This is a genomic window from Humiphilus diazotrophicus, from assembly GCF_059726315.1.
In genome coordinates this window covers 405,984-432,130 of the sequence record NZ_AP040871.1, presented here as the reverse complement: position 1 = coordinate 432,130, position 26,147 = coordinate 405,984, and the positions used below count along the sequence as shown (strand labels likewise).

At 51.9% G+C, this 26,147-nt stretch carries 15 protein-coding genes and 2 pseudogenes; 6 read left to right on the top strand and 11 right to left on the bottom strand.

What is annotated here, in order from left to right; translation table 11 throughout:
* Positions 1-136: 136 nt before the first annotated feature.
* Positions 137-574: a DoxX family protein gene (locus tag AC6I7T_RS31820; protein ID WP_497795512.1), complete on the top strand. Its 438-nt coding sequence runs from the start codon at positions 137-139 to the stop codon at positions 572-574.
* Between the two features lie 69 nt (positions 575-643).
* A complete protein-coding gene (locus tag AC6I7T_RS31815; RefSeq protein ID WP_497795511.1) occupies positions 644-2,068 on the top strand; it encodes a prenyltransferase/squalene oxidase repeat-containing protein in 1,425 nt (474 codons plus the stop codon).
* Between the two features lie 303 nt (positions 2,069-2,371).
* Here AC6I7T_RS31815 and AC6I7T_RS31810 read toward each other — a convergent pair whose 3' ends face one another.
* Both AC6I7T_RS31810 and AC6I7T_RS31805 read right to left on the bottom strand, forming a co-directional pair.
* The gene (locus AC6I7T_RS31810) at positions 2,372-4,216 is read right to left on the bottom strand and encodes an ABC transporter ATP-binding protein (protein ID WP_497795509.1); all 1,845 of its coding nucleotides are present in this window, start codon (positions 4,214-4,216) and stop codon (positions 2,372-2,374) included.
* A 485-nt stretch (positions 4,217-4,701) separates the two neighbouring features.
* Complete coding sequence (locus AC6I7T_RS31805; protein WP_497795508.1) at positions 4,702-6,069, bottom strand: PepSY-associated TM helix domain-containing protein; 1,368 nt, start codon at positions 6,067-6,069, stop codon at positions 4,702-4,704.
* Positions 6,070-6,130: 61 nt separating this feature from the next.
* Between AC6I7T_RS31805 and AC6I7T_RS31800 the strand changes: the two are divergent.
* The 3 genes and pseudogenes from AC6I7T_RS31800 to AC6I7T_RS31790 all read left to right on the top strand — a co-directional run.
* Positions 6,131-6,292: pseudogene (locus tag AC6I7T_RS31800) on the top strand (efflux RND transporter permease subunit); the annotation flags it as partial.
* A 492-nt stretch (positions 6,293-6,784) separates the two neighbouring features.
* Positions 6,785-7,144, top strand: coding sequence for a TolC family protein (locus tag AC6I7T_RS31795; RefSeq protein ID WP_497795507.1), 360 nt, complete (start codon positions 6,785-6,787; stop codon positions 7,142-7,144).
* Between the two features lie 90 nt (positions 7,145-7,234).
* Positions 7,235-9,013, top strand: coding sequence for an IS1634 family transposase (locus AC6I7T_RS31790; protein ID WP_497795552.1), 1,779 nt, complete (start codon positions 7,235-7,237; stop codon positions 9,011-9,013).
* A gap of 154 nt (positions 9,014-9,167) precedes the next feature.
* On the opposite strand, the gene AC6I7T_RS31785 is transcribed toward AC6I7T_RS31790, so the two are convergent.
* The 4 genes from AC6I7T_RS31785 to AC6I7T_RS31770 form a co-directional block, all read right to left on the bottom strand.
* Positions 9,168-9,809 (bottom strand): IS630 family transposase, encoded by a 642-nt coding sequence (locus tag AC6I7T_RS31785; protein WP_497788322.1) that lies wholly within the window; start codon positions 9,807-9,809, stop codon positions 9,168-9,170.
* A 584-nt stretch (positions 9,810-10,393) separates the two neighbouring features.
* Complete coding sequence (locus AC6I7T_RS31780; protein ID WP_497795505.1) at positions 10,394-12,103, bottom strand: glycoside hydrolase family 2 protein; 1,710 nt, start codon at positions 12,101-12,103, stop codon at positions 10,394-10,396.
* 94 nt (positions 12,104-12,197) lie between these two features.
* Complete coding sequence (locus tag AC6I7T_RS31775) at positions 12,198-13,325, bottom strand: LacI family DNA-binding transcriptional regulator (protein WP_497795504.1); 1,128 nt, start codon at positions 13,323-13,325, stop codon at positions 12,198-12,200.
* 76 nt (positions 13,326-13,401) lie between these two features.
* Positions 13,402-14,937 carry a M20/M25/M40 family metallo-hydrolase gene (locus AC6I7T_RS31770; protein ID WP_497795502.1) on the bottom strand — a complete coding sequence of 512 codons (1,536 nt, stop codon included), beginning with the start codon at positions 14,935-14,937 and terminating at the stop codon, positions 13,402-13,404.
* A 957-nt stretch (positions 14,938-15,894) separates the two neighbouring features.
* Here AC6I7T_RS31770 and AC6I7T_RS31765 point away from each other — a divergent pair.
* Complete coding sequence (locus tag AC6I7T_RS31765; RefSeq protein ID WP_497795501.1) at positions 15,895-16,104, top strand: hypothetical protein; 210 nt, start codon at positions 15,895-15,897, stop codon at positions 16,102-16,104.
* Positions 16,105-16,297: 193 nt separating this feature from the next.
* Here AC6I7T_RS31765 and AC6I7T_RS31760 read toward each other — a convergent pair whose 3' ends face one another.
* The 5 genes and pseudogenes from AC6I7T_RS31760 to AC6I7T_RS31740 all read right to left on the bottom strand — a co-directional run bounded on the left by AC6I7T_RS31760 (position 16,298) and on the right by AC6I7T_RS31740 (position 26,120).
* Complete coding sequence (locus AC6I7T_RS31760) at positions 16,298-18,115, bottom strand: glycoside hydrolase family 140 protein (protein ID WP_497795500.1); 1,818 nt, start codon at positions 18,113-18,115, stop codon at positions 16,298-16,300.
* 29 nt (positions 18,116-18,144) lie between these two features.
* Positions 18,145-19,359, bottom strand: coding sequence for a glycoside hydrolase family 99-like domain-containing protein (locus AC6I7T_RS31755; RefSeq protein ID WP_497795499.1), 1,215 nt, complete (start codon positions 19,357-19,359; stop codon positions 18,145-18,147).
* Positions 19,360-19,953: 594 nt separating this feature from the next.
* The gene (locus tag AC6I7T_RS31750; RefSeq protein ID WP_497795497.1) at positions 19,954-21,078 is read right to left on the bottom strand and encodes a sugar ABC transporter substrate-binding protein; all 1,125 of its coding nucleotides are present in this window, start codon (positions 21,076-21,078) and stop codon (positions 19,954-19,956) included.
* Between the two features lie 429 nt (positions 21,079-21,507).
* Positions 21,508-24,656 (bottom strand): annotated as a pseudogene (locus tag AC6I7T_RS31745) (TonB-dependent receptor domain-containing protein).
* A gap of 777 nt (positions 24,657-25,433) precedes the next feature.
* Positions 25,434-26,120, bottom strand: a complete 687-nt coding sequence (locus tag AC6I7T_RS31740) for a helix-turn-helix domain-containing protein (protein WP_497795495.1) — start codon at positions 26,118-26,120, stop codon at positions 25,434-25,436.
* Positions 26,121-26,147: the final 27 nt, after the last annotated feature.

Here is a 26,147-nt window from a genome sequence, read left to right as displayed (position 1 = left end):
GAAAACGTGAACGACCTCTGCCTTATTGGTAAAAGCGTCATTACCAGCCAATTAACACATCCCTGCTTCAGTCTGGAGCGTTCCAGGCTTTTGTTGCTCCGGAATAGATTGCGAGCCTAAGGTGTTCTGAAGAGCGATGTACAGTTCTGTCCCGAGTGCGATATATATCCTGTCGATAACCTTTTTGTTGAAGTTCTCGAAGCAGAACCGAGCCTACTGGGCTGCCACTGCATTGCTTGAGTTTGAACTGATCTTGGGAGGCATATGGGATGTCTTCCGGGTACACCAGGTGCGAAGCGTAGTCGCTCAACTCGGGTATCCGGTCTATTTCCTCGCCATCCTGGGAACATGGAAGCTGTTTGGCGCCATTGCATTAGCCGTCCCGCGATTTCCTCGGTTAAAGGAATGGACTTATGCAGGAGTAGTCTTCAATTTCACCGGCGCGATCGCATCGCACCTGGCGGCAGGGCTAATCGATATCGGAGCCATTGCTTATCTCACAGCGATGCTTGGCATAACTGCCGCCTCTTGGTATCTTCGTCCGCCGTCTCGTCGAAACTTTCCTTCATACTAGACAAACGTTTGTTGTCAACTTTTGCGATGCTGAAGTAGCATAGGTGTGCCGGTCACGAGGAGGTCCCCTTTGAGTCGCATATTGACCGCTCTCTGTCTATTCCAGGCTCTGCTTGCACAGGCTCTTCCCGCTCAGAACTCCACCATTACCTGGCAAGGATCAATCCAGATTGGTGCCGAACGTCATCGGGCAGTACTGCAAATGACAGAAACCGGCAAAGGCACCTGGCAACCGAAGGCTTTCTATATCGAATTTTTCCCTGATGAGGTCCAAATCAACTCGTTCACAAACGAAGGGGCCCATTTACATTTTGCCGCGAACGCAGGGAAAGGGGCATTTGAAGGCACTGTCTCGGCCAAAGGTGACGCGATCCATGGAACCTGGAGCTACGAGAAACATGTTTCTCGTGTCTATCTGTCACGAATAGAAAAGGAAAAAGCTTGGCCAGTACCGTTTCTGTACCAGTATCACTACGGAAATACAACATACTACAGGCCCTCTGCCGATGAACCGGTGATTCCCTTCTCGCCTAAACTTGCCCTTACCTATCTTGAGCAGGGAGCTGTTGCCTGGACAGCCGAACGGCACTGCGTCGCATGCCATACGAATGGCTCTTACATGGTCGTGCGTCCGATGCTGAGCACGCAATTCGGAATTCCACAGAAGGAGTTACGTGATTACTTCGTTACAGCGCTGCACGAGCAAATGACTGCCGACCCGGATGATCCGCAGTGGCGTCCTGAACCGACACAGGTGGTATATATCGCTGCAGGGCTAGCGGTTTGGGATGCGAATGTAACACATTCTCTCTCTCCCGAAACTGTAAATGCGCTGCAGCTGATGTTCAAGCTACAACGAGAAACTGGCGACTGGTACATTGATGACGATAATAACCCACCGCTTGAGTCGAATACATTTCAACTGGCAACAGTAGCGGCTCGCGCCGTTGCCAACGCCCCGGGCTGGTTGGCGCAACAACGAGGAACATCAAACGAAACACGCATCAGGCGCCTGGAAGAATTTTTGCGGGCGGAACATAAGGTGCAAGGAGATTACGACCGTACCGACCTGCTATGGACAGCTGCGGAGTATCCAGGGCTGCTGAAGGAAAAGAGGATGCACGAACTCACCACTATGATCTTGAGTCACCAGCGACCCGACGGGGGTTGGTCGATTCGAACATTTGCTCAACCGGAGGAGTGGGGAAAAGGTAACCGCGCACAGAAACTGCGAGAGGAACCGGAGTTTCGTGATCCACCCAGCGACGGGCACATGACGGGACTGGCAATTATTGCATTGAGAAAAGCTGGTGTTCCGGCAAACAATCCCCAAATCCAAAGAGGTGTTACGTGGCTGCTGGCCAATCAACGGGCCTCAGGCCGATGGTGGACCCGGTCACTGAATCGCGATGGATGGCAATTCATCACTTATAGCGGCACAGCATACCCCTTACTGGCGCTGTCGATGTGTAATGCATTTGGAGCGAAACAGTAAAACGGCTTTTAGAGTATTTCCCGCATAGGTGACTATGATGGACAAAGCCGATACAAAAATGCCGGACTTTCTTGGGCATATGAAAAGGGGATAGCGCACTTTGCACCAGAGTTGCTTGTTACGTTGCCGAGCACAAGCAGTAGTGTCGTGCATTGAATAAATCACGTGGAATCTCTTTGCCCTTATCTTTTCGGCTCAGACAAAGCCAGGCCCTGGAAATTCTTTATATTCCAAGGCCAGAAAGAAATAGAAATCGGAGGAATCCGTCCAAGGCTACTCAACTGATTTGTATCTTTGCAGCCATCAACAGGCTACGGCGTCATCCGATAAATCTGCCTCACTATCTAGATCAGCCTCATCTTTATTTACAAGGAGTCCCAGGGCCTGCCGTTCGAATAAGCGCTTGTACATACCATCTTCACGTTGCACCAGTTCGTCGTGCGTTCCTTCCTCGATCACTCTTCCATGTTCGAAAACAAGAATGCGGTCCAACATTCGCACCGTGGATAGCCGATGTGCAATGATGATCGACGTCCGACCCACCATGAGCCGCTCCATAGCTTCCTGAATCAGCGCCTCGGACTCAGAATCCAGACTCGAAGTTGCCTCATCGAGCACCAACACCGGAGCGTTTGCCAAAAAGGCCCGCGCTAACGCTACACGCTGCCGTTCGCCGCCAGAGAGTTTTACACCGCGCTCACCCACCATCGTGTGGTACCCCTTTGGTTGGTACATGATGAAATCGTGAGCATTTGCCAGCCGGGCAGCTTGCTCGATCTCCTCCATCGTTGCATCGGGCCTCCCATATGCAATGTTCTCCGCCAAGCTTCGATGAAACAAGATTGGTTCTTGCGATACCAAAGCCAGCTGCGCACGCAGCGAGTCTTGTGTCACAGATGCAGCATCCTGACCATCGATAAAGATTTTCCCAGCGTTCAAATCGTGTAGCCGGTGTAGTAGCTTCACAAATGTGGTTTTGCCTGAACCGGAATGCCCCACCAGTCCAACTCGCTCCCCCGCTCGAATTCGTAACGAAAAATTCGAGAAAAGAGGTTCAACCTGGCCGCCGTAACGGAAAGTTACCTGGTCGTAGACGATTTCGCCCTCTCTGACTCGAATCGGCCGCGCATCTTCACGATCTACAACTCCCAGCGGCTGAGAGTAGAAATGCACCATCTCTTCCATCTCATTCGCGGACCGCTGCAAATTACGCACATGCTGACCGATATCGCGCAAATACCCATGCACAATAAAGTAGCTTGTCAATACAAACGCCATATCACCTGCCGTGACCCGGCCCTTCCACCACATCCACATTGCATAGGCCAATACTAGGGTCCGCAAACATTGCAGTAGAAACATCTGCAGACTTCCATTGAGGGTCGCACGAATCCAGGTTCGCGATGTTCGTTTATGCCATTTCGCTAACACTTTCGTTAGTCGATAATCTTCGCGTTTTTCAGCGCCGAAGGACTTAACTACCGTATTGCAGGTAATTGCATCCGCCATGAACGCTCCGATTCGAGTATCCTGCGCATTTGATAGCCGCGCAGCCGGAGCCACGTAATACAACGACAGATAACTTGAAACTAGGATATAAACTACTGCTCCAACAGCCACCACTACGCCCATACTCGGCCAATGCAGCCCCAGCAGCACCGACGAACCTACCAGAACAAGCAGTGCCGGTAACATCTCCAGCAACAAAATGTCATCCAGCGTATCCACGGCCCACATGCCCCGTGTAATCCGTCGCACAATCGCACCCGCGAAATTGTTCGCATGCCAGTTACTGGAGAACCGTTGCACCCGCCAGAAGGCATCGGTAGCAAAACGAGACATCAATCGCAACGTCAGCCGGATGATATGGTTTAGTGCCAAATATCTCAGCGCTGTTAAGGCAATGCCTAACAACAACATCATGACAATTGCACGCACAGCACCTTGTAACGCCGGCAAGCGCACCGCGGATTGTGTTGCCACGGCATCTACAAGTCTGCCTGCATATACAGGCATTAGTAGATCAGCGAGCGTAGCCGCTATCATGCATAGGGCCACCCTCATTACCAGCCATTTCTCGCGACACCAATGGCGAAAAAGAAAGACCAACACTTCACGAATAACATTCTTATTCAAACTCTCGCTCATAAAAACTCGCAGAAGAAGTAAAGATCAGCGGACACAACATCCGCAGATTGATCAGATTGAAGTTGAAAGAAGCCGAACGCCTCCTCAGGCTGTACTGAAGACCTTCAGATCAAACTGAAAGGAAATTAGTTAAGCGAGACGGCGGGAAGGAACACTATCGGCGTCTGTGGAGTGCCATGGATATCGAATGTCTTCATAGTTCCTTCCTTTCGGTGAAATCAATACAAGCTTACCAGAATTTCGCAGATTCTACGTAAGTTTGCTATCGTCTCCAGTATCAGCAACTTGACTTTGCGCAAAACGGTTTTGCTGAAAATTTGCTGAAGAGCTGAATCAACCTCACCCCGAGGGAGTCGTTGAAGAACTCGGTACAGATCAACGGAGACACTTCAAGGCCCGGTGCGACTTTGCCCGACCTAACCAGTGATACTTGCGGCCACTCGCTTCTGAGAAGCTTGGAGATGACCGCACTCATCTTTACGGAGTCAGCGGCGCCGGTTTGTCGCGAAAGACGAAGGCTGACGAAGAAAGAAATACCACATGAATATCAGCAATGGCAGCGCAAGGATGCCCCACGACACCTCATCCCAGAGACCGTCGCCGACGAGCGCGGAGAGCAACCCGGATAGCGTGACCACCGCAAGCAAGATGGGTATCCCGTAGACTCGGCGAAACGGGAGGTTTTCTTTCATCGGACCTGCTCCTGTAGTTGGAACCCAGGGTTGTTCCGCAAGCACCAGCTGATCCAAACTGCCTTCAACAGGTGTTTTTCTGCGCGATAGCCAAAGGTAGACGCCGCTGCCGAGAACGACGATCAGCACGGCGTCGAACAATGCCCAAAGGATTTTCAGCGGCAGTCCACCGTAGTCTCCGAAATGGAGTGGCCGCGATAGCTCGAGCACGCGCAGATACCAGGGCAGTCCGCCGACGATAGTCGGCAGACCCGTTTCAGCGTCAATCAGCATAGGTGTGAGTAGTCGAGAGGTTAAAGGACTGTTGCCTTGCGTCCACACGACGAAGTGACGCGGACTGGCAACAATGCCATTCGGAAATAGAACAGAAGTCACACGCATTCCGGGCAGCAATGCAGCTGTGCGCGCAACGGCATCGTCAACGGATGTTAGTTGTTGTGGAAGGGGTCTGCCGTGAAATGGCTTCAGAATGGGAGGCAGTGTTCGCATCTGCCACAGGCCGAACAGCGGTGTCGACAAGGCATTCATTACGCCGGTTGCACCGATCACGAGAGCCCAGCAGATAGTGACGATACCGAGCAAGTTATGGAGATCGAACCATCGCAGACGCGTGGGCTGCGTGCGTACCGTACCAAAGGAAAGCCGCCGCATGAATGGACCGTAGACCAGCACGCCACTTACCAGAGAGACGATGAGCAGGAGTGCCATCACGCCCATCAACAATTCTCCGGGAAGATCCAGGAAGAGCGCCCGGTGTAACGTCAACAGCCAGGAAAGCAGATCTTTGCGGATTGGCGCCGCTTCCAAAAGCTTGCCCGTATGGGCATCGAAACTGACCTGCTCAAACTTTTCGGGCTTCGGCGTCGGTGTCATGATGACGACCACACGCGGCTCGTCGTCATCGAGGAACAGCGAATAGGGTTGCAGATTTGGCAGCCGCACTTTGGCTTGCTTCACCATCGCATCCAGATTGGCAAGAGGTGTCCCCGCCGGAACTTCCGTCGGCCGAACTTCTTGATGGAACATTTGATCCAGTTCGTCGTGAAAAATGAGTGGCAAGCCAGTGATGCAGGCCATCAGCAGAAAGGCCGTGCATACCAGGCTGGACCATTTGTGAATGCGATACCAACGCCGCACCACTCGGGCAGAAAGAGTCTTCATCGCTAATCTCCTTACCAGCGGTAGCTGGCTGTGCAATAGGCCGTGCGTTTGAGTCCGTAGTGGTGTGTTTCCACTGGCCATAGCATCCGGTGCCGGTTCGGAAATGCGCCAGTCGTTAGGTACCACGGTGTTTTTCGGCATGCTGGGGGTAATAGTGTTTGGTTTGTTGTTTACGCCAGCCTTCTACACGATGGTCCGCAAGCTTGGCAGGAGGAACGCATGAATCGCGACTTTAACTTCGTCACTAAGGTGGCCATGAGCAGTCTCTTGCTAGGCCTATTCTTCGAAGGCTGCACAGTTGGCCCGAAATATAGAACCCCGACATCGGCCTTGGCTCCACTCCACAATCGGGTCCCGGTTTCGACAAACGACGCGACGGCGGCTCCACCTCTCGACCAGTGGTGGACAGGCTTCAACGATCCGACATTGGTAACGATTGTTCGGTGGGCTCTAGAGCAAAATTTAGATCTGGCCGCTACGATTGCGCGTGTAGATCAGGCTCGCGCAGCAGCTGCGGGGGCAGGTGCCAAGCTATATCCGGCGGGAGAGTTCGACGGATCGGCGACTGCGGAGCACCAGAGCCTCCAAGGGAACTTGGGCACGATTGCTAGTACGGTTCCGACCTACAGACGCAACATACATGAGTACACGATAGGGCCGACTGGCCAGCTGGGAGATCGACCTTGCTGGAGGGCTAGGACACGGCGCTGCTGCAATGCGTTACGAGGTGCAAGCAGCCGAAGCAGAGCGAGTTGGCAGGCCCATGATTGTGGCGGCGGGTGCCGTAGATGCCTGTCTCCAGGTTCGCGGATACCAGGCGAGACTTGCGATTGCGAAGAATCAGATCGAAACGGATGAACGCTTGTTGCACCTCGTACAAAACCGAGTGGCTGCAGGTGCTGCGACAAAACGTGAGACTGCTCAAGCCGAGGCATTACTCTTGCAGGCTCGTTCTACGATTCCCCTACTCCGATTTTCGTTGGAGAAACAGTTAAATCGGCTAGCCCGACTTCCGCTATTCGCGGTGAAATTCAAGAAAAATCGAGTTTCTGAGAGTCATAACTTTCTGATTTGATTGAAATCAGGAGGGTAAAACAGAGCGAAAGTGCTTGCGGTGAAGACCAAGTATCTTGCGTGGAGGAGCGGTTGGATGGACAATCGCGGCATGTTCTTGCGCTCGACTACGAGGAAGAAGGATGGCAAGGAACATCGCTATTGGAGCGTAGTAGAAAACCGGCGTGTGGCAGGCAATCGAACCGTACAACGTCATGTCCTGTATTTGGGGGAAATCAACGACAGCCAGCAAGCAGCTTGGAGTAAGGCGATCGAAGTTTTCGATGAAGATGATCAAACAACCAAGCAGGTGGCGCTGTTTCCGGAATATCGTCAAGCGCCGATGCTTGACTGCGATGTGATCAGAATCCGGATAAGTGAAATGCGGCTTTGCCGGCCGCGACAATGGGGTGCATGTTGGCTGGCCTGTTATTTGTGGGAGCAATTGCGTCTGGATGAATTTTGGGACAGGCTTCTGGATCCATCCAGGAAAGGGACTAACTGGGTGCATGTGCTGAAGACACTGGTCAGCTATCAGTTGATTGATCCGGGCAGTGAATGGCGTCTGCATCGGCAGTGGTATGACGGCAGTGCGATGGGGGATCTTCTTGGCTCCGATGCCAGGCTGGCACAAGACGATACGCTGTATCGGTGTTTAGACAAGATTCTGCAGTATAAGCAGGAGCTGTTCACGTATTTGCAGCAGCGATGGAAAGACCTGTTTCAGGCTAAGTTTGACGTATTACTTTACGACCTGACCAGCACCTATTTCGAGATCGATCCGCCGTCGGAAGGAAAGAGGAAGTTCGGCTATAGCCCGGATAAGCGGTCCGATTGCGTTCAGGTTGTCATTGCCTTGGTTGTTACTCCAGATGGCTTGCCGCTGGCCTACGAGGTGTTGGCTGGCAACACCTCGGACAAGACAACCCTGAAGGATTTCCTGGGCAAGATCGAAAGGCAGTACGGCAAGGCCCGGCGTACCTGGGTGATGGATCGTGGCGTGCCGACTGAAGAAGTACTGACTGAAATGCGAACGGCTGAAACGCCGGTGCATTATCTTGTTGGCGCCCCGCGTGGACGGCTCACACAACTGGAACAGTCTTTTCTGGCTAAGCCCTGGAGTCAGGTACGAGAGCATGTTCAGGTAAAACTGGTGGAACGCGGTGGCGAGGTTTATGTGCTGGCTCGCAGTAACAGCAGACGAGAGAAAGGGAGTGCAATGCGGCGCAGACGTCTTAAACAGCTGCTAAAGCGTCTGCAAGATATTCGCAATCAGAAGCGGCTAACAAGGACCAAGCTTTTGATGAAGCTGGGAGCGGCTCAGCATGCGGCCGGCAATGCCTACTCGATCCTTGACATCAAGGTGCCGACGGCAGGTCAGCGGATTACGGCAAAAACATTTACCTTCACGATCAACCGGCAAAAACTGCGCGCAGCAAGACGGCGGGAAGGAAGCTATCTACTACGCTCCAACCTGACGCACGATGATCCGGAAAAACTATGGCTGTTCTATCTGCAGCTGGTCGAAGTGGAACAGGCCTTTAAAGAGCTGAAAAACGACTTATCGGTTCGTCCTATTTATCACCAGCTTGAGCATCGGATCGAAGCGCACATCTTTATCGCTTTCATCGCCTACTGCCTACAGGTGACGCTGAAGCAATATACCAAGGCCTTAGCTCCAGGACTTACGCCGCGGTCAGTGATCGAGAAAATGGCTTCGATCCAGATGATCGACGTTCACTTGCCAACCACCGATGGGCGCCAGGTGATCCTGTCACGCTATACAGAGCCGGAGAAGGATCACCAGCTTCTGTTACAACGCCTGAAGCTCGAATTGCCCGCACAACCAAAGCCGAAAATCACCGTGGATGATCTGTTGCAACGCGCCTGATTTTTTCACCGTTGTGGTGAAGACCTACGCTATACCCCTCTAGCAAAATCAATCAGTTACAGCTTTTTGCCCCGTGAATAGCGGAAGTCGGGCTAGATGTGTTAATGGGATCGCAACCAGGAACATATGCGCACAAACTAGAGCATTTTTCGAATTAGTGTAGACCATTTATACAGAGACGGAACCAAGCCTGAGCATTATCAGGGGAAATAAGCTTGAGAGCGTCGGCTATAGCTTGCTCAAGGGATTCTCTGGTTCTAGCTTTGGCAGCCCGAAGCAGTTGTTTGAGCTTAGCCCAAGCCTTTTCGATCGGATTCAGATCGGGCGAGTAAGGCGGCAGGTATAGCAATTCTGCTCCAGCGGCCTCGATCAGCCTCCGTACGCCGTTGACCTTATGGGAACTCAAGTTGTCCATTACCACCACATCGCCAGCTGTCAGTGCCGGACAGAGTATGTGTTCGACATAGGCTAGGAATATCTCCGCATCGGTAGCGGCTTCGATGGTCATCGTTGCTACCATGCCACGAAAACTCATTGCTCCCAGGATGGTCATGATTTTCCATTGTCCTCCAGGAGTAGATTCGTGTATACGAGTGCCTCCGAGGCAACGGGCATAACGCCTCGTCATCGAAGTTGTCACACCACTCTCGTCAAGGAAGATCAGCCGTTCCGGACTTGTCGCCTGGATCTTGGCGACAAATTCTTGGCGTCGCTGGCGGTTCGCTTCGGTATCGCGTTCACTGGCATAGAGCGACTTTTTTTCAGCCGTAAACCCAGTTTCCGAAGTAGAAACCAAATCCGCCCCAAGCTCAGTTCCACGCTTGCTTCATTGTGCAACTTTGCTTGCACTTCAGCCAACGTTAAATCCGGCTCCGCTTCCACCCACGCTATTACCTGCTTTTGCTCTTTGGCTCCGACGTGTGGTTTTCTCCCGGGACGATGAACAACTCGCTCGGCTTGACCACTATGCTTCCGCTGGCTGGAAACCTTCTTCGCCCAACCTACACTTACTCCAAATAGCTCTGCCAATTCCTCCAGCGTCCCATTCCCATCATCATAGGCTGCTAGGAACTTACGTCGCAGATCATCTTCGTAGGCTTTCGCCATTGCTTTGCTTGTCGCTGAGTTTCGCCATGCTCAGTCTACACTAATTCGAAAAATGCTCTAGACAGTGCGGCCGCGATCCCTTCGATTCCTATTATTACCGGCCTTCAATGATTGCCTATTGCCTGACGCATGGGGATATCGCCCGGTCTTCTTTGTCATGGGCATCATGCATCCGCTTGCCATTGTTTTATTGTGGACTGCATTCCGGTCCAAGTCGCAAGGTGAACAGCAAGCGCCTTCTTCAGGGCAGGAGCTTGCTACCGACAACGCAAGCTAGGGTAATTCGGTCTCAAACAGTTTCTGAACGACCTTCCAGCTATCGCGGCGCTCTCGTTCAGTGTTGACCACACCCCAGCGGCGAATGCCATCGGCCGGTGTTCCGCGAATGAACGAGCGATAGTCGTTCCATGTCCATAACGATGCACCGATCATGTAAGGCCTTTGCTTCAATGCAATCATTGCTTCGGTAATGTTTGCAATGCGCTGCGGATCGTGCAGGGCAGTTTCGCCCATTTTGCCGAATTCGGTGACAAAAATTGGCTTGTCCGGAAACAGTTCGTGTGCACGGTCAAAGCGACGTGCGTAATCGCCGTAGACATTGATGGAAACGAAGTCGCAGTATTGGCTTGCTTCGTCCGCGCCTGTCTTGACGGCTGCATCGGAGATATAGCGGGAGGCGAAGGTGATGAGACGCGTTGGGTCCAAACCAAGCGTGAAAGCCCGCATGTCGCGCGTCCAGTCGCGGCCCTGCTGTGTGTAGGACTCGTACTCGTTGCCTACGCTCCAGGCAATCACGGATGGATGGTTCCAGTCCTGCTCCATCATCTCCTGCATCTGCATTTTCCAGAGGGCGCGGATACCGGTGTCAGCCATTTGCCATGCGCTGAAGTTCCAGTTTCCTGCTTCAGGAATGAGCAGCATTCCGTGACGGTCTGCGAAATCAAGGACGGCCTGCGCCTGCGGGTAATGAGCGATGCGCATCATCCGCATGTTGTCCGCAAGCATGTCGCTCATGTCCCGTTCGATGATCGCGTCGGACTCGCAAAGGCCATCTTTCATGTCTTCTGAAACGCGGTTGGCGCCGCTCAGATGCACCTCTCTTCCATTCAGTAGAAGACGCGTCCCACGGACCTGAATTTTGCGAACACCGATGTGAGAACTGAAGGTATCGTCCGCCACTTGCAGGTGTGCGTCGTACAGGAAGGGGTCGCGAACACTCCACAAGTGAGCGTCTTTCAACGTCCCTTTCCATGTCACACTGAGATCGCTTTTTTCAGGCACCCGGATTGCGCGAAATGCCGTCTTCAGGCCTGCAACGTCTCCACGAATGGCAGCCGCAACTGCACGATCTGACGCATTATGCAGGGTGGCGCGCACGGTGATGGATGCCACCCCGGTCTTCAGATCAGGCTCCGCATCTACCTTAACGCTGCGGAAGTAGACGGGATCGCCAATGATAATATGAACCGGCCTCACAATGCCGCCATACGGCAGCCAGCCAACGATGGTTGCCTTGCCTACACCTTCCGCATACTTTTCCGTCGAGGGATGGCCAGTTGCCAGGGCAGGAATCGAAGTGAAGGTAGGCGTGTTATCGACGTCCACCACGATGGAATTGGTTCCGGTGCGCAACAGGTGGGTAATGTCCAGTTCGAAAGCGTTATATCCGCCATCGTGTGTACCGGCAAGCTTCCCATTGACCCAGACCTGTGCGATATCGTAGACCGCGTCAAAGTGCAGCCGGGCAATCTTGCCGGCGGGCAGGGATTGCATCTCAAAGGTGCGCTGGTATATGCCATGGCCGATATACTTCTCATGCTCCGGGTCCATCAGCCAGCTGTGCGGCACGGAGACTGGCTTCCACTGTTCTTCCAGCGTGGTGCGAAAGACCCACCCGGCACCGTCCAGGTCGACCGTTGTGGTCGCAGAGGAGATGGGACAGAACAGGACTACCGTCAGGGCAAAGAAAACAAGGCACTTCACGAAAGACCTCTCCGATTGTTGTAGGTTAACCGTTTAATCTGTTTGGTATTCGATTGTCAAGAGATCTTTGCGGCAGAGCGCGATTAACTGCGGTTCAGGCAGTGCTGCCTGGCACCAGTTCGTAGGGGAGAAAGACACGCCGCGGACTCACTCCGGCATTCTCAATCGAGTCAATCAGAAGATCTGCCGCGAGTTCCCCCATGCGGAACGTGGGGATGGTGAAGGTAGTAGGCCGTGGACGCACGTGGTCGCTTGAGCCGGAGTTACCGCGATGCAGCACAGCAATATCTCCGGGGACGGAGATACCACGAAGCTCGACATGGTCATAGAAATCCAGAAGAAGCTGGTCGTCGGCCGTGAAGATGGCCGTGGGACGTTTGCGTTTGTTGGAAAACCAGCTATCCAGAATCCGAGTCCCCTGTGCCTGGTCGTAACCGGTACAACCGATCCTGTCCTTCGCCAGCTCCAGCCCATAGGCGGCGAGTCCCTTACGCAGGCCTGCCACCAGCTGCTGGTGCCCCGGCAATGTAGATGATCCGCTGAAGAATGCGATGCGGCGGTGTCCGCGCTTCGCCAGATACTCTGCCGCGCACTGGCCGATGGCTGCGTCATCAACACCGACATAGTTGATCGGCGCCTTGCCGTAGTAGGAGTTGATCATCGAGAACTTCACCTGGGCACGCTGCAGTTCATCGATAGTGTCATTCACATCCTGCGCTGTGCAGGAGCGGGTGTTGATGAAGATAATGCCGTCTGTAAAACGGCTTTCGAGCATCTGGTCACGGGTCTCGCGGCCTGGTTTGCCAGTGGGCGAGAAGATCAGCAGGTTGTATCCCCGGCGCACGAGAGCACTTTGAATGCCGGACAGCGCTTGCGCGATGAACTGGTTGGAAAAGATGGAGTCACGCATGGGTGCGGCCAGACCCAGTAGCCGTGTTCTCTTCTCCGCCAAGGCCCGCGCCAGTTCATTAGGAGAGTATCCTAGCTCCCGTGCGATCTGGATGATGCGTTCCCGAAGCTGCGCGCTGACCCGCGATGACCCCTTCTTATTCAACGCAATGGAGACAGCGGCGATGGAGACACCTGCGGCCTTGGCAATATCCGCAAGTCTTGGAATCGAGGATTGCATGGATGAGATTGTATGGTGTGTTCGAAAATCGCACCAGGGGTTTAGCAGAACAGCGTGGCGAAGCGCATGAAATGCCCGGCGTCTAGCCCGCATTTATCACGGGCGAGATACCTTGTACTTCGTTACTATCCGCATGTCCGGGAATTCTGCTCATGTAACAACAGGATTATTAACGTTCTGATGCCGTCTGTTTCGCACTGCAAGTGCGCGTGGTTGATTGTCCCGTCGGTGGTGGATTCGATGCATCTGCCAAAGCATACGCGGTTACTGCGATGACAGCCGCGTTCTCGGCGAGGTAACGCGGATTAACTTTATCGAGGGTGTCGGCCGAGGTGTGATGGTAGTTGAAGTAATATCGCAGATCCTGCGCGGGTGTGATGCCTGGAACCCCTGCCTCTACTAAGGGAACGATGTCTTCCGATGAGAGATCCTCGGGAACTGCAATCGTGTCTGCACCGAATGGCTCCAACACTGATGCAAGTGGTGCGAGATATTGCAAGAGTCCAGGCAATGCGGAGACGAACAGATCGGCAGGATGATCCGCCCCTGTATCGCTTTCCATGGCAGCGGTGTGGTTGCAAAAGTCTCGCGCATGATCCGAAGCATATGTCATCGAACCGGACAACCCGTTTTCTTCATTCATCCAGGCGATCAGGCGAATGGTGCGGTGTGGATGAATTCCTAGAGACTGCAGGAGCTGGATGGCCTCCATAGCAGTGACCAATCCCGAACCATCGTCCACAGCCCCCGTACCGAGGTCCCAGGAGTCCAGATGCCCTGAAACGATGACGACTTGTTCCGGATGATCGTACCCTTTCCAGTCGGCGATGATGTTATAGCTGGTCACAGGGGGAAGAGTCTGTGACGTAAGAAGCATCCGCATAACAACCGGGCCATGTTTCGCAAGCCTCGCAATCAGGTCGGCATCTTCTGATGTACCAGCAGCGGCAGGAATTTTCGGGCTATCTTTATAAACCATCATGCCTGTGTGCGGTATTCGCAGATCGACATTCCCAAGTGAACGCACAAGAACCGCGGCAGCTCCAGCGGAAGCGGCTACCGTCGCACCTGACATTCGGTATGGCGCGTTTTTTATGTAAGCATCCAACCCCCTGCCTTCTGCAGTTAGTTCCTTATCGAACAGGCGATTGAAGAGAACAATCTTCCCCTTAACCTGATTAGTCTCTAACTGCTCAAGTTCTGCAAACGAGGAAACTACGATCACCGGGGCGACCAAACCACCACTTGGCGTAGCAACGGAATTTCCGAGGGCTGTTATCACGACTTTTTGAGTGGTATTAGGTGTCATACCCGGCCAAACAGTAAGAGCTGCGGACTCTTCGCCACGCACCCAATGTGGAACAGTCGTTGGCTCAAGACTCACGTCTGCGCCAATCGCGTGCATCTGCGCTGAAACCCATTGCACGGCCGCATCCATCTGGGGCGAGCCTGGAATCCTCGGCCCAATACTATCGGCCAGGTAGCTTAGTTCATTCCACGCCCAAGGACTGCTCAGGGCAGCGTCACGAATGCGATTCATTGTTGTGATCTGTTGTTCTGTCCATACACCAGTGCCGGAACCCAAGGGCTTGAGCAACTTATCCGGAATCGATGGTGAAGTTCCGGATGGGGAGTTCTGCGCCTTCACATCGGCGCCAACGAACAAGGAAATCATCATGACGAACAGCACGTAACGAAAAACCATACGCAGCTCCTGTTATATTCTCGAAACTTCGATTTAACTCAAGCGGGGACTGAAAGGCCCCCCTATTTTGTCCTGTAGACCCGCTGGGGCACAGCATTCATAATTTGCGTGTTTCAAAGGGCTACGTAAGGTGATCTCCATACGGCAGAGGACCGTGTGGGTCTCCGCAGTGAAATCCGCTGTTGTGCCTGTGAGGTGGCGCGAATTCCGGCTGCTTAGAGCTTCGCCATGCCCGCTCCGCACAAACTGCTTTAGATAAAATCAGCCTCCAGATCCAGGCTTGCCAACGGACCGATGCGAAAGGAATCGGCGCGCGGGCGGAGTCGTCATAAAAGCAACAAATATTCGGCACGATAGCAGTTACCTAATCAAGTTGAAGCAGAATGGTGATCGATCGAGCACAAGCTATCTGTTCTTGCGCTCGAGTTGGAATGCAACAGCTCAGGTCTCTTGCTTCGTTGCACCTGAAATGCCAAACACCGTGGTCCTCTTACTGCGTTAGATTGAGAGGGCTAAGCGTTGTCCTATCATGAGATCAACCACGAGCCGTAGCAAAAAACCTCGAGTTCCAATATGGCGAAGTTGCGACGGATATTTGACGTGTGACGAATTTCCGTCTCGTGGCCTAAACTGCACCACCTGGAAAGACCTGCTCGTCCAGAATTGTCATAAAACGAGATAATCCCTGATCAAAGCGCGATTCGACACGTCCACTGCAGCATCAATCGAGTGTTAATCTCATCTCATCTATTAAGGAGAGACGGCAGCGAGGTTGGTAGCGGGGCTTTCGGGGTCCTCTGCAGCTCCTCAACTTCACTAGAGATTAGGGACTGTATTGTCGTCGTGAAAGGCTGCCTGCAGCCCGTAACTCGTTGTAAGCAGAAGCGCGGGAGGCTATTGGAATGCACCATATGTGCAGCAATGAACAAGGGTTAGCTATCTGACTGATACCCCGAAATGCGGCAAAGCTGTTATCGCCGCCGAGTTGTACTGGGGGGGCCTCAGGCTTCCGGTTCCGAAGGCAATGGAAGCCGGGTCTTTCGTGTCTATGGCAACGGCTCAACACTGCTCGACGATTTTGATATCTACAAGGAAGCTAGCAGCCTGCGTGCTCTGACCAAGACGTTTATCATTTGCGACCCTCACAGGAGGGGAAACTCGATTTAACTTTCGAGCCGCTCGTAAACTACGCGACCATCTCCGCAATCGAAGTGATCGATGAGTCACAATAACTGTCCCCCTCCCAATTTGCGCCGGTCCGAGATATCCGGCACAGGAACATAGACCGCAGGGAATAACTCCTGAACTAACTGATACGTATGAGTCTCCTCCCGTCGCTGCTAAGAACCAACAACAAATTCTAGTTGGCAGCTATTCTCGAATGGCTGCCAACGGTCCTCTTTACCAGCAAGACCCAATCCTCCGCAGTCGGTCTGTCTGGAATTTTCCATTGACTTCCATCCAACGTAAATATGTCTATATCCTTATACCGTCCGTCTCGGGGATTGAACCATTGGGCAACATAGGTGGAATGGTTCTGCATGTGATTTAGAGTGCCGGTGGATGTCCCCCCACTAAAGAAAAACACGACATAAATGTCCTGTCCGTCGGAAGAGAGAAGCGACCGAGCAGTATCGGCGAATGTGCCCCACGCTTTGTCGTTGAACCGCGGAAGCAGCTTCCACCATTCCAGACTTGTATAGAAATGTTTGAAGTATGAAAGTTGATCTCCGGTCTGCAGATCAGCCCCATCGCGCCACCAAAAGTAATGGGCCGGCATTTCATATGCTGTTCCGAAATCGCCGGGTTCGCCGGGCTTGGAATAAATATCGTTCCATATACCATTCGCTCCGTAACCATAGCCATACATACCGTACTGGAAAGCTTTGTAGGCTGCGCCGAGCGCCGCTCTCGAGTCGGTCCAGAAGTGGTCATACGCACTTTCATAAAGCACTGAAGGCTTGGTCGGCAAAGCATGCCAGAATCCCTCGGCGGTACTGACATCGGTCAATTCGCCCTGCCACTGCACTGCCCAACCGCTATGAAACGGCCTACTCGACCACCACGAATTCGAGGCTGTTGTATGATCAGTATTTTCCATATGCGGCATAATGGGCTGGTGATATGCGTCATTGTTCGCGATACTTTGTGCGGCCGCAAACCACTTTTTGATCGTTGTGGCATCGTAGGCCCCGTAATAGTTCTTATCGATCTCCTGTGCAATCGTCCAGATAACCGGATATGCTCCATAACGAGCCACCCAATATTTGGCAAGCCGCGCCATCAACACCTCAGTGAAGATAGGGAATTCGGCAGGATCGCCAACCCAACAAATCGAAGCATTGGCATGTACTAAGCCCTGATCGGCAATGTATTTGAACTTCCTGTCTAGGTTTGCGAAACCGGCCAGAGTGGCACTCGTAAAGCCGTGCTTCAAATCAGTATCGGCTTCTTCATCGGAATAGGCTTCTTGATTAACCCGAATTTGTGCGCTGCGAGCTTGCCAGCCAGGCTCCGATTGAAAAATTGTAAATCCCTGTCTAACTCGCTTGTCGACTATATATTTGAATTGCGAAGCCACACCAGGAGCATTAGACCTGTTAAATCTTTCATGAGATAAGATCCAATGCGTATCTCCAAGATAGAAGAATGGGGTACCGTCGGCGTAGGTCAAATATCTCCCACTGCCGCTGACCTTCAAAAAACCATGCTTATAAATATCGAGATTGCCGGAATATGGGTCGCATCGTATGGTCTTGGTCACATGATGCAGTCCGCTGTTCTTGGTGTCCGTTGTCTGGGTAGTCATAGTCCATAGACCGATTTCTGGTGGAGCAAACCTGACTTTCCAAATACGCCCCCCATCCCAGAATGCCGGGCGGATAATCTTTTTATTATCAGGGCCGGTGAAAGTGGCGATAACATCGACATCCTGAAACGGATCCACATAAGCTACAGAGCTCGTGAGTTTAATCTCGATAGCCTGCCAACGCTGGACCCTGTACTCTACAGCCTGCGCAGCTTGCCCGCAGAAAATCAGAATGCATATAACGATGCCAAGAGGCATCATCAAGCAACTTTTGTGCAGTTCGCTGTACGAACTGGCAGCAATGTTAATATGTTGTTTCAATCGCTCGTTCATTTGCATATGTGTACTACTGGCACTGAGTACCCACATCGCAACCTCCATTGTCAGGTTTGGTCAGCTCAGGGAAATACCCGATGAATCGCGTCGAGGTAAGATGTCCCATGCTCTCTGTCAGGTTCAAGATAACTTCCCTCTGTCCACTCGTTCCAGGAATTGATAGTGATAAGCCTCTGTCCGTCAGGAAGATGTTTCAAAGCAAATTGCTTGGCTGACCGAAGTGCATCTTCGAATGCTTGCGGAGTATTATTCACAATCACCGGAGTAAACGGATAAGTGGTAATGCGAAAGTTATCCGCCTGACAACTGCGCGGAGATGCATCCCAACCGATCGTCACATTAGGGAAATATCCTCTTTTGAGCTGGGCTGCCACACTATCGCGGTAGGCCTCGTATTGACGCTGAACATTTGCATACTCAATGGTAAGGTTGTGGCCCAACTCCGCGTGGTGTACCCAAACGTACGAAGTAGTGCTGTCGATCTTCAGATGTTCAAGCAGCTCAGGCAGATCGGCAACCTCACTCTGGCCGGGAAGCAATTTGACGCCTGCGGTGACCACATTGATGTGAACACCGGGCAGACCGATTGCGCGGACTTTGGAGCGAAGCGAGTCTAGCGCGGCAGCAGCCTGGTATACACCTCCCATGCCCTCAATGAAGCGAGTGAGTTCATATATCGAAAAATATGGTGCACCTGCGATCGTAAGATACGATGGATGCTGAAAGAGCTCAAGTAGCTTGCTGGACATTTCATTGAACGTATCGAGCGCAACCGCTCCAACGTACTGAAGAGACGCAGAGCCATCCAGCTTTGCCGGGTGGATGTTATACCAGTCGTGATTGGCCCACATAAGTGCAAACTTCAGATTCTTGTTATTTGAGGCTCCGAGAAATCCATGTTCCAGTGCTCCATTTAAGAATGGGCCATCTTTATACCAATACCAATCGAAGATCATTGCATCGAGATTGCTGTCGTGTGCGATAGCGATTTTCTTTTCAAACACCAACGGATCCGACTCGTCCTGGTATCCCCAGAGAGGGATTTTGGGCTGATGATGGCCTGGGAATTTCGGGTTAGCAGCGCGGACCAGATTCCACTCGGTCCAGCCTGAACCGTGTGCTCTCTCGTTCCGCGCATCCATGTGGTAATTTCCGAAGTAGTAAGCCGCAGTCACACAGTTCCCTGAGGTTGACAACTCTCCATGTGAGAACTTTGGCCGCAAGCCTCCCATGAACGCAAGTGCCCCAGCTCCTGACACAAATTCGCGTCGATCCATAATGTCTCCCTTTGAATAAGTCGTAATACTCTGTTTGCCACAATTTGTGACGCAAAATCCGATAGGATCAGAGCTAAGAGTAATGGTCCTGTTTTGAACGCAGACACACTCGGCAAAGATTCAAGCGGCGGCACGACGCTCAGCGTCTCTTTCCAATCAATAGAAGATATCTGACACATATGCCGTCTCTCCAACCGCCTTGCGAGAGCACCATTTGAAAGACGTGTAATGCAGGCCGATTTCATTCCCATTTCTCTGCGATTGAAGAGTGCCATACCTGAGGCGTATGGTGCTGTCGAGCTTTTTCAATAGAGACAAAAGCTACCATCCGAAATATAGTGACGACATGGAGCATCGTCAACGCAGAGTTTAGGAATAATTTTCCCTTATTTCACACTACGTAAGTTTCGAAGTACTTGATGGAGACGAAACCGTTCTCTGCGCAATGTTAGCGATTATGACGTAGGCACGGAGAACTATCAGGTTTCACCATAGGCTTTCACAGAGTGAAATTTCAAAGTGCACCCACAGAGCAGCAGATTAACGGGACACCTTCACTACAGCTCCAGATTCACATTGACGATGCGAACCCACTTATGAATCGCCGCTTGGTACCTCGCGATTGTAGAACTCCATCAGATTTTTCGCTGTCAGAAATTGAGGTTTAACGAACACTGCCTTCGGGACGAGAGTTCGATGTCCTAGAATTTCGAGAGCAAGATTGATTAGTTGGTCACCATATCGCTCGGGGAAATAAGCAACTGTGCCGATCAGACGCGATTTCTGGCTTCTCAAGACCATTCGAGCTTCCACCGTACCGTTCTGTCCAACGATTGCGCATTCCTGCTGACGCTGCAAGTGTCTAAAAGCCTCGAGAGCACCAATAGCACTCGGATCAAAGATGGTGCTAACGAGGATACGTCTGGCAGTAGAGTGGCGCAAGTGTTGCGCCACTGCATCGCGACTCGCCTCCTGATTCCACTTGCCGTCCAGTGGAATAACTCGCGCCGCTGTTGCATTCGGAAGAACCTCGTGGATTCCAAGCAAGCTCCCTGTAAGTCGAGCCTCCGGCAAAGACCCGGCGTTTTCCGCTCCGACCAATAGGATTTCATCGACCTTGCCCTTCCAATTTCGCTCGGCCCAACGAGCTAGGGATCTTCCAGCAATAAGACCGACCTGACAATTATCAACTCCAAAGTAAGTCGCATCCGGGATAGGCATTTCAACAGCAATTACTGGCACCCTACGCTCACGCGCGAGGGCTACGACTCGCGAGGCAACATGGGAGTAAGAATGAAACTGAATAATGAGCTCGACATTCTCTGCGAGCAGCTTCTCGGCATTAAGGAGGGCAACCTCGGGGCTGTCATGGCAGTCTGTCACAATAAGATCAACCCCTGACTGCCCCGCACTATCAAGCAATCCCTTGGATACAGCTCTGTAGAATGATGTGCGGCTGGTCTCTGCGAGGTAGCCAATCTTGACCCTTCGTCTAGAGAAGAAACTCTCTGCCAGCCGATATTGCCGTTGGCCGTCTCTGGAAATGAGACCATTCGACTGAAGCGTAGACAATAATCGAAAGACTGTTGGTCTGCTTAGGCCTACTGCGTCTGCCAACTGAGAGAGCGAAAGACTGCCCCGGTCTCGCAACACTTGAAGGGTACGACAGGCACGCGCGACCGACTCGATTTGATAATCACCTGTGGATTCTTGTTCCATTTGAGCCTTTCACCCGTTTTATCAGATCGAGGGTTCAAACCAGTCGCTGTATCCCTCGACAGAGCCGCCCATTTAGTCGTCTAATCATCCACTTCCCTTCCTCTATGGTCAAATCCGATATCGGCTGGCGGTAAGCTCAGCACTATCTCCCGACGGAGTTGGAGGCCATTGTCTATGGATCACATATGATGGCCTTTACGAGGATGCAAATGCCGCTACCGCAGTCTCTTTCCAATTTGGATATATAGAGTGGATTACCAACCAGAAGTTGTTCAGTCGGTTCGGCCCATTTTCCTGCTTACAGCTGGAGCACTCTTCCAAAATTCACATCGGGGATACACCCTAGTAGGGCGTGCCCCCGACGCATTCCGCTTTTCGATTTTCCTACAGAGCGCAAATCTACTCCGTTGAAGACCGATGGATTTGCTCTTAAAATTGATATTTCAGCGAAAGTTGCATCGATCTCAGTCCAGATGACTGATAGGTCAATCTTCCCAGAGTCGAGGATCCAGCACTCCCGCCGCCGCCACCAAACTCCGGATGGTTTAGCACACTGTACGCGTCTGCTCTGAAGATGAGTTGATGCTCGTGATAGACGGGAAACGACTTGAACAGTGAAAGATTGGTTGGATAATATCCAGGCTGGCGCACAGGTATGTTGCGTGTATAACCGTAATGACCGGCCGCAGGCTGCACAAAGCAGGAAGGATTGAGAATCTGGAACCTCGTCTTAGTGAATCCCGATTTTGGATTGCAGGTCTCGATAGCGTAACTGGCATGCATACCACTGGTGTCGGCTGTGTTATTGGCATTCACTGAAATAGGTTGTCCCGATGCCAGTTGCTGAAGGAAGGATAACTGCCACCCACCCAGAATTTCTTTGCTCAGCAGTCCGTCTCCTCTCAGAAAACGTCGGCCTGGCCCAATTGGAAGGTCATATACTCCGCTCAGTTGGATATTGTGTGTCCGGTCGAAACTGGCCAGAGAATATGTCAAACTTGGTTTATAGATGTTCTCGATGTTAGAGTTGTCACCTTCAATGACATCGTTCGCTTTCGACCATGTATAGCTCAACAGGAATTGAAGGCCGGATGCATAGCGGCGCTGTAAAGAGGCAGCAAGAGCGTTATAGTTGGCGTTGAATCCATTTAATTGCATATCAACCGAACCTGCGAGCGGCTGCGGTCTCACATCCAAAATCCCTGTGGTGTTACCGGAAGACAATGCATAGGGCTGATTGCCGTCCCCACGTGCGGACATGTGCCTTGATACATTGCCAATATATGCCATGGTGAGCAGCATATTGTTGCTCAAGGAACGTTCAATATTAAGATTCCACTCATTTGCCGATTGGTCTTTGAGCTTTTTCGAAATAGTGTACCCGGAATTTCCCGTATAAGGCGGGGCAAAGAAGTCCTCAATCACCGTTGGATTGGCGATGTTAATGGACGCGGACTCCATCACAAAGTTGGGTGCATACAGCAGTTCGAATTGGAGGTTGTTGTACAAGCTGGAGGAATAGTAGATACCAGCCCCACCACGGACCACAGTTTTATTCAGAACATTCCACGAAAACCAACGCGCGGCCCCCAATCGTTATAGTTGGTATCCCAGGTTCCCGGTATAGGCTTATTGAGTGCAATGCTGTAAAGGGCACCTTTCGCCGTAGAGGGAGGATTGTCGAAGTCGTAGCGAAGCCCCAGATTGAGAGTCAAATGCGGCGTGACCTTCCAGTCGTCCTGCACATAGGCTGCTACTTGAGACTCTTTGAACCACCCAACTGACGTACCAACTCCCGCCTGCCCGAATTGCGGAAGACCGAGCATGAAGTCGGCAAGCGGGTTACCGATGAGAGTTGAGCTGCGTTCTCCATGCACATATTGAGAGGTTCCACTGCCGTCGTAGGAAAACGTCCCATTGTTGGCGACAGTCCAGTTGCCGAAGAACGCTGTTTTAACAAACTGCCCGCCAATCGCGACACTATGTTTTCCCAGAGACCAATTCAGTTCGTCCGCATACTGGTAGCGGTTCTGCAAGCCTCCCTGCGGCGACCATGGATCGCCCACGGTTATATAGTTTCCAATTGACACCTGAGGAGGCGTCCACTGTTGCGAGGCGGCATTGAGATTGTTGAGGCCCAACTTCTTTGCGTAATTTTGCGCACCTGCTCCCTGCTGAGTTCGTGCGACATTTCCTCGATTAAAACCGACCTTCAGAACGTTAACAAGGTGCTGGTTCAATACCCAGCTATCCTGCAATGCAGCGTTCGTCCCTGAGGTGGCAATAAAGATTCCGAAAAGACCGGGGACAATTGTATCGCTGCCATTATTGTCGGTAGAGTTGAGCCAGGTACCATTCAACTGGTTGCTGCTCGTCACGTTCCAATCTACACGCATAATGTACTGATCAGCATTATTCTTGTTTGCAAGATTAGTGACGTAGTTAATGTTATCCGCACCCAATGGATGATTTGCTACAGGAAAGTACCGGAGATAATTCTTGGCGAAATTGTCGATCCGCTCGGCTGGGATCTTATTATCTTTGAAAGGACTCGATGTCCCAGAGCTGGAGTAGGTCGCGGGATCGTAGATGGCCGTCGATACGTTATTATTCGAGAAGTCTCCGCCCAGTTCTGCGGATGTAGGCACACGATCCCTACTCAAGAAGTTAGAGTGGCTTCGGAACCCCGTGTAATCAAAATAGGCAAAGAGCTTATTTTTAAGGATTGGACCACCCAAACTGATGCCGAAGTTGTTATACCGTACTGGCGGTTTGCTAGTCGCGAACCAATTCGTAGCATTGAAGGCGTCGTTCTGAAGATATTCATACACCGAGCCATGAAACTCGTTTGACCCACCTTTTGTAATGACATTGACTATGGCGGGTTGTCCAAATCGTGCAGGCGAGCCATTGAGTGTAGTCGTAACTCCTTGAGCAGCTTCGGTAGGTGCGACAACATTGGCGGTTTCTGTCAGCAGATTTATGTTTTCCACTCCATCTTGAAGAAACTGCGTGTGCGCGATTCCGAGCCCTGCGATATTTACGGAGTTGGACATTTGACCAAAGAATGATTCATCGCCGCTTTCTGGCTCATCGGAGCCAGCTTGAGATGCCGGCCCCTGAGTCGCAATTCCTAAGACACTGAGCCCTGAGCTATTCGGAAGTTTTGTCAGCTGCACTTCGCTGAAGGACTGATCCACAGTTGCCGAATCAGTCTGTAGCGATACAGATTCCGATGCGGTTGACACCGTAACTGTCTCACTGGTTTTCCCAACTTGCAGAGAAAGGTTCGCTGTGACTCCGTTTAAGGCCAACTCAATGGTCGTAGTTGCTGTTTCAAATCCTGGAGCTGTTGCTGTAATGGTGTAGGATCCCAATGGCAATGAAGGAAAGGAGTAGAGTCCGCCCGTGCTCGTGGTAAGCGAACGCGACGCGCTCGTAGCCCTACTCTTCACGGTCACGGTGCAGTTCGGGACAGTAGCCCCGGCACTATCGGTGATTGTTCCCGAAATGCTGGCCAAGTTTGTCTGAGCATGTAGCACACCATACGGAATAAGTTGCGCTGCTAAGATCCCCATTGCGAAAACCCTGACCCATCGCAGCCGAACCGCATGCCCACTTTGACTAGAGTCCGTCACCATACTCGCAACAAGACTGGCAACTGACAGAATTAAACAGCGCGAAAGAGTGGTTCGTAGTTCGATCCAGAAGGTATCCCTGCTTGTCGCGCGCTTAATGCAGATGGTCCTCCAAGTTGATGTCCTTGCTTCCATTAGTGTCCTCCCAGAAATCGTAAGAATCAACGCAATAGGCAAACAATTTGCCACGCGAAACACTAGGTACCACTTGCAACATAGTCAAGCCGCGTCAATACAAAAAAACACGATTTTCAGTGAATGAAATAGACTCATGACCATTCTCGAAGAAGTGCTCGTTATTTCTTGCAGCTAAGAGGGTTCAAATCCAGAGCGTTGACATAGGGAAGGACACTTTTAGATAGCTTTGATTTTGTCTGCTGAAACCATGAGGTACCCGCGTCCTCAGTCGTTGCAAATATTGCGCGCGAGATGGCCTTAATTTCTCTGTTGACCGGGTAATCAACCTATTGTGGTTCTCGCCCACATCGCCGCTGAACTCGCGCTGTGCGGGAAGCTCTCCACCTTGCATCGCAATCTTACCTAGGATGTTTCCTGCCTTTCCCGGTGCAATCTCCAAGACATCCACATCAGCGGTCGGACGCGGTAAAGCATAGAGCATCGTAATGACAAAGACTCCAATGCAATCAAGGCGCACGGGCTCTTCGACGGCATTATCCAAGTTCCTTGAGGAAGGAATACCACGGTTCAGGTAACAAGTCAGACGGAGGCATAAGGCAAATGTTCCAGCTTCATGTCGGTGAGTAGATTCCAGTGCACTGCTTCAGGCGGACGATGCTTTCGCAACCAGCCACGTTCCGACTTGGACATCGAATCATGACAAAGCGTATCCTCAAGCACCAAACGTGAGCGATCAAGTAGTGCCCACGGCACGTTTAACCGTTCGAATTCTTGTTGCTCGCTACGCTTCTTTGCAAGCTCCTTTGCGAGTGTTACTACAAATCCCAGCCTATTTTGACGGTCATGTATTTTTGCTCGCTTGACGACCCACTTCCAGTCCATATCTGCATATTTCCATGCCAGCCATGGCAGGGCCTCGACAGCTCGTGTATCTAGATCAGTCTGATTTAGAGCATCGAATAAAAGCTGTGCTGGATTGCGCTTTGGATTCCCGCTGAGATAGCTAAACCCTGGATAGCCAAGCGCCCCTAGCTCTGACTTCACCGCCTCGCTATCGACAGGTCCCGAACTCTCTTCTGCGAGCGGCAGTGTAGTAGGCGGTAACTCAAAGAGTCTTTGAGTACGCGATAGCAGGCGGGAAGAGACAGTCCTGCGCCCTTGCTCCACCATAGACAAGTAAGCTTGCGTCAGGCGGAGTTTCTTGGCCACTTGCTCTTGTGTCCAGCCAAGGCGCAAACGAGCATCTCTAAGATCGGATCCCTTCATGGCTATGCCTATAGATAATTATAACAA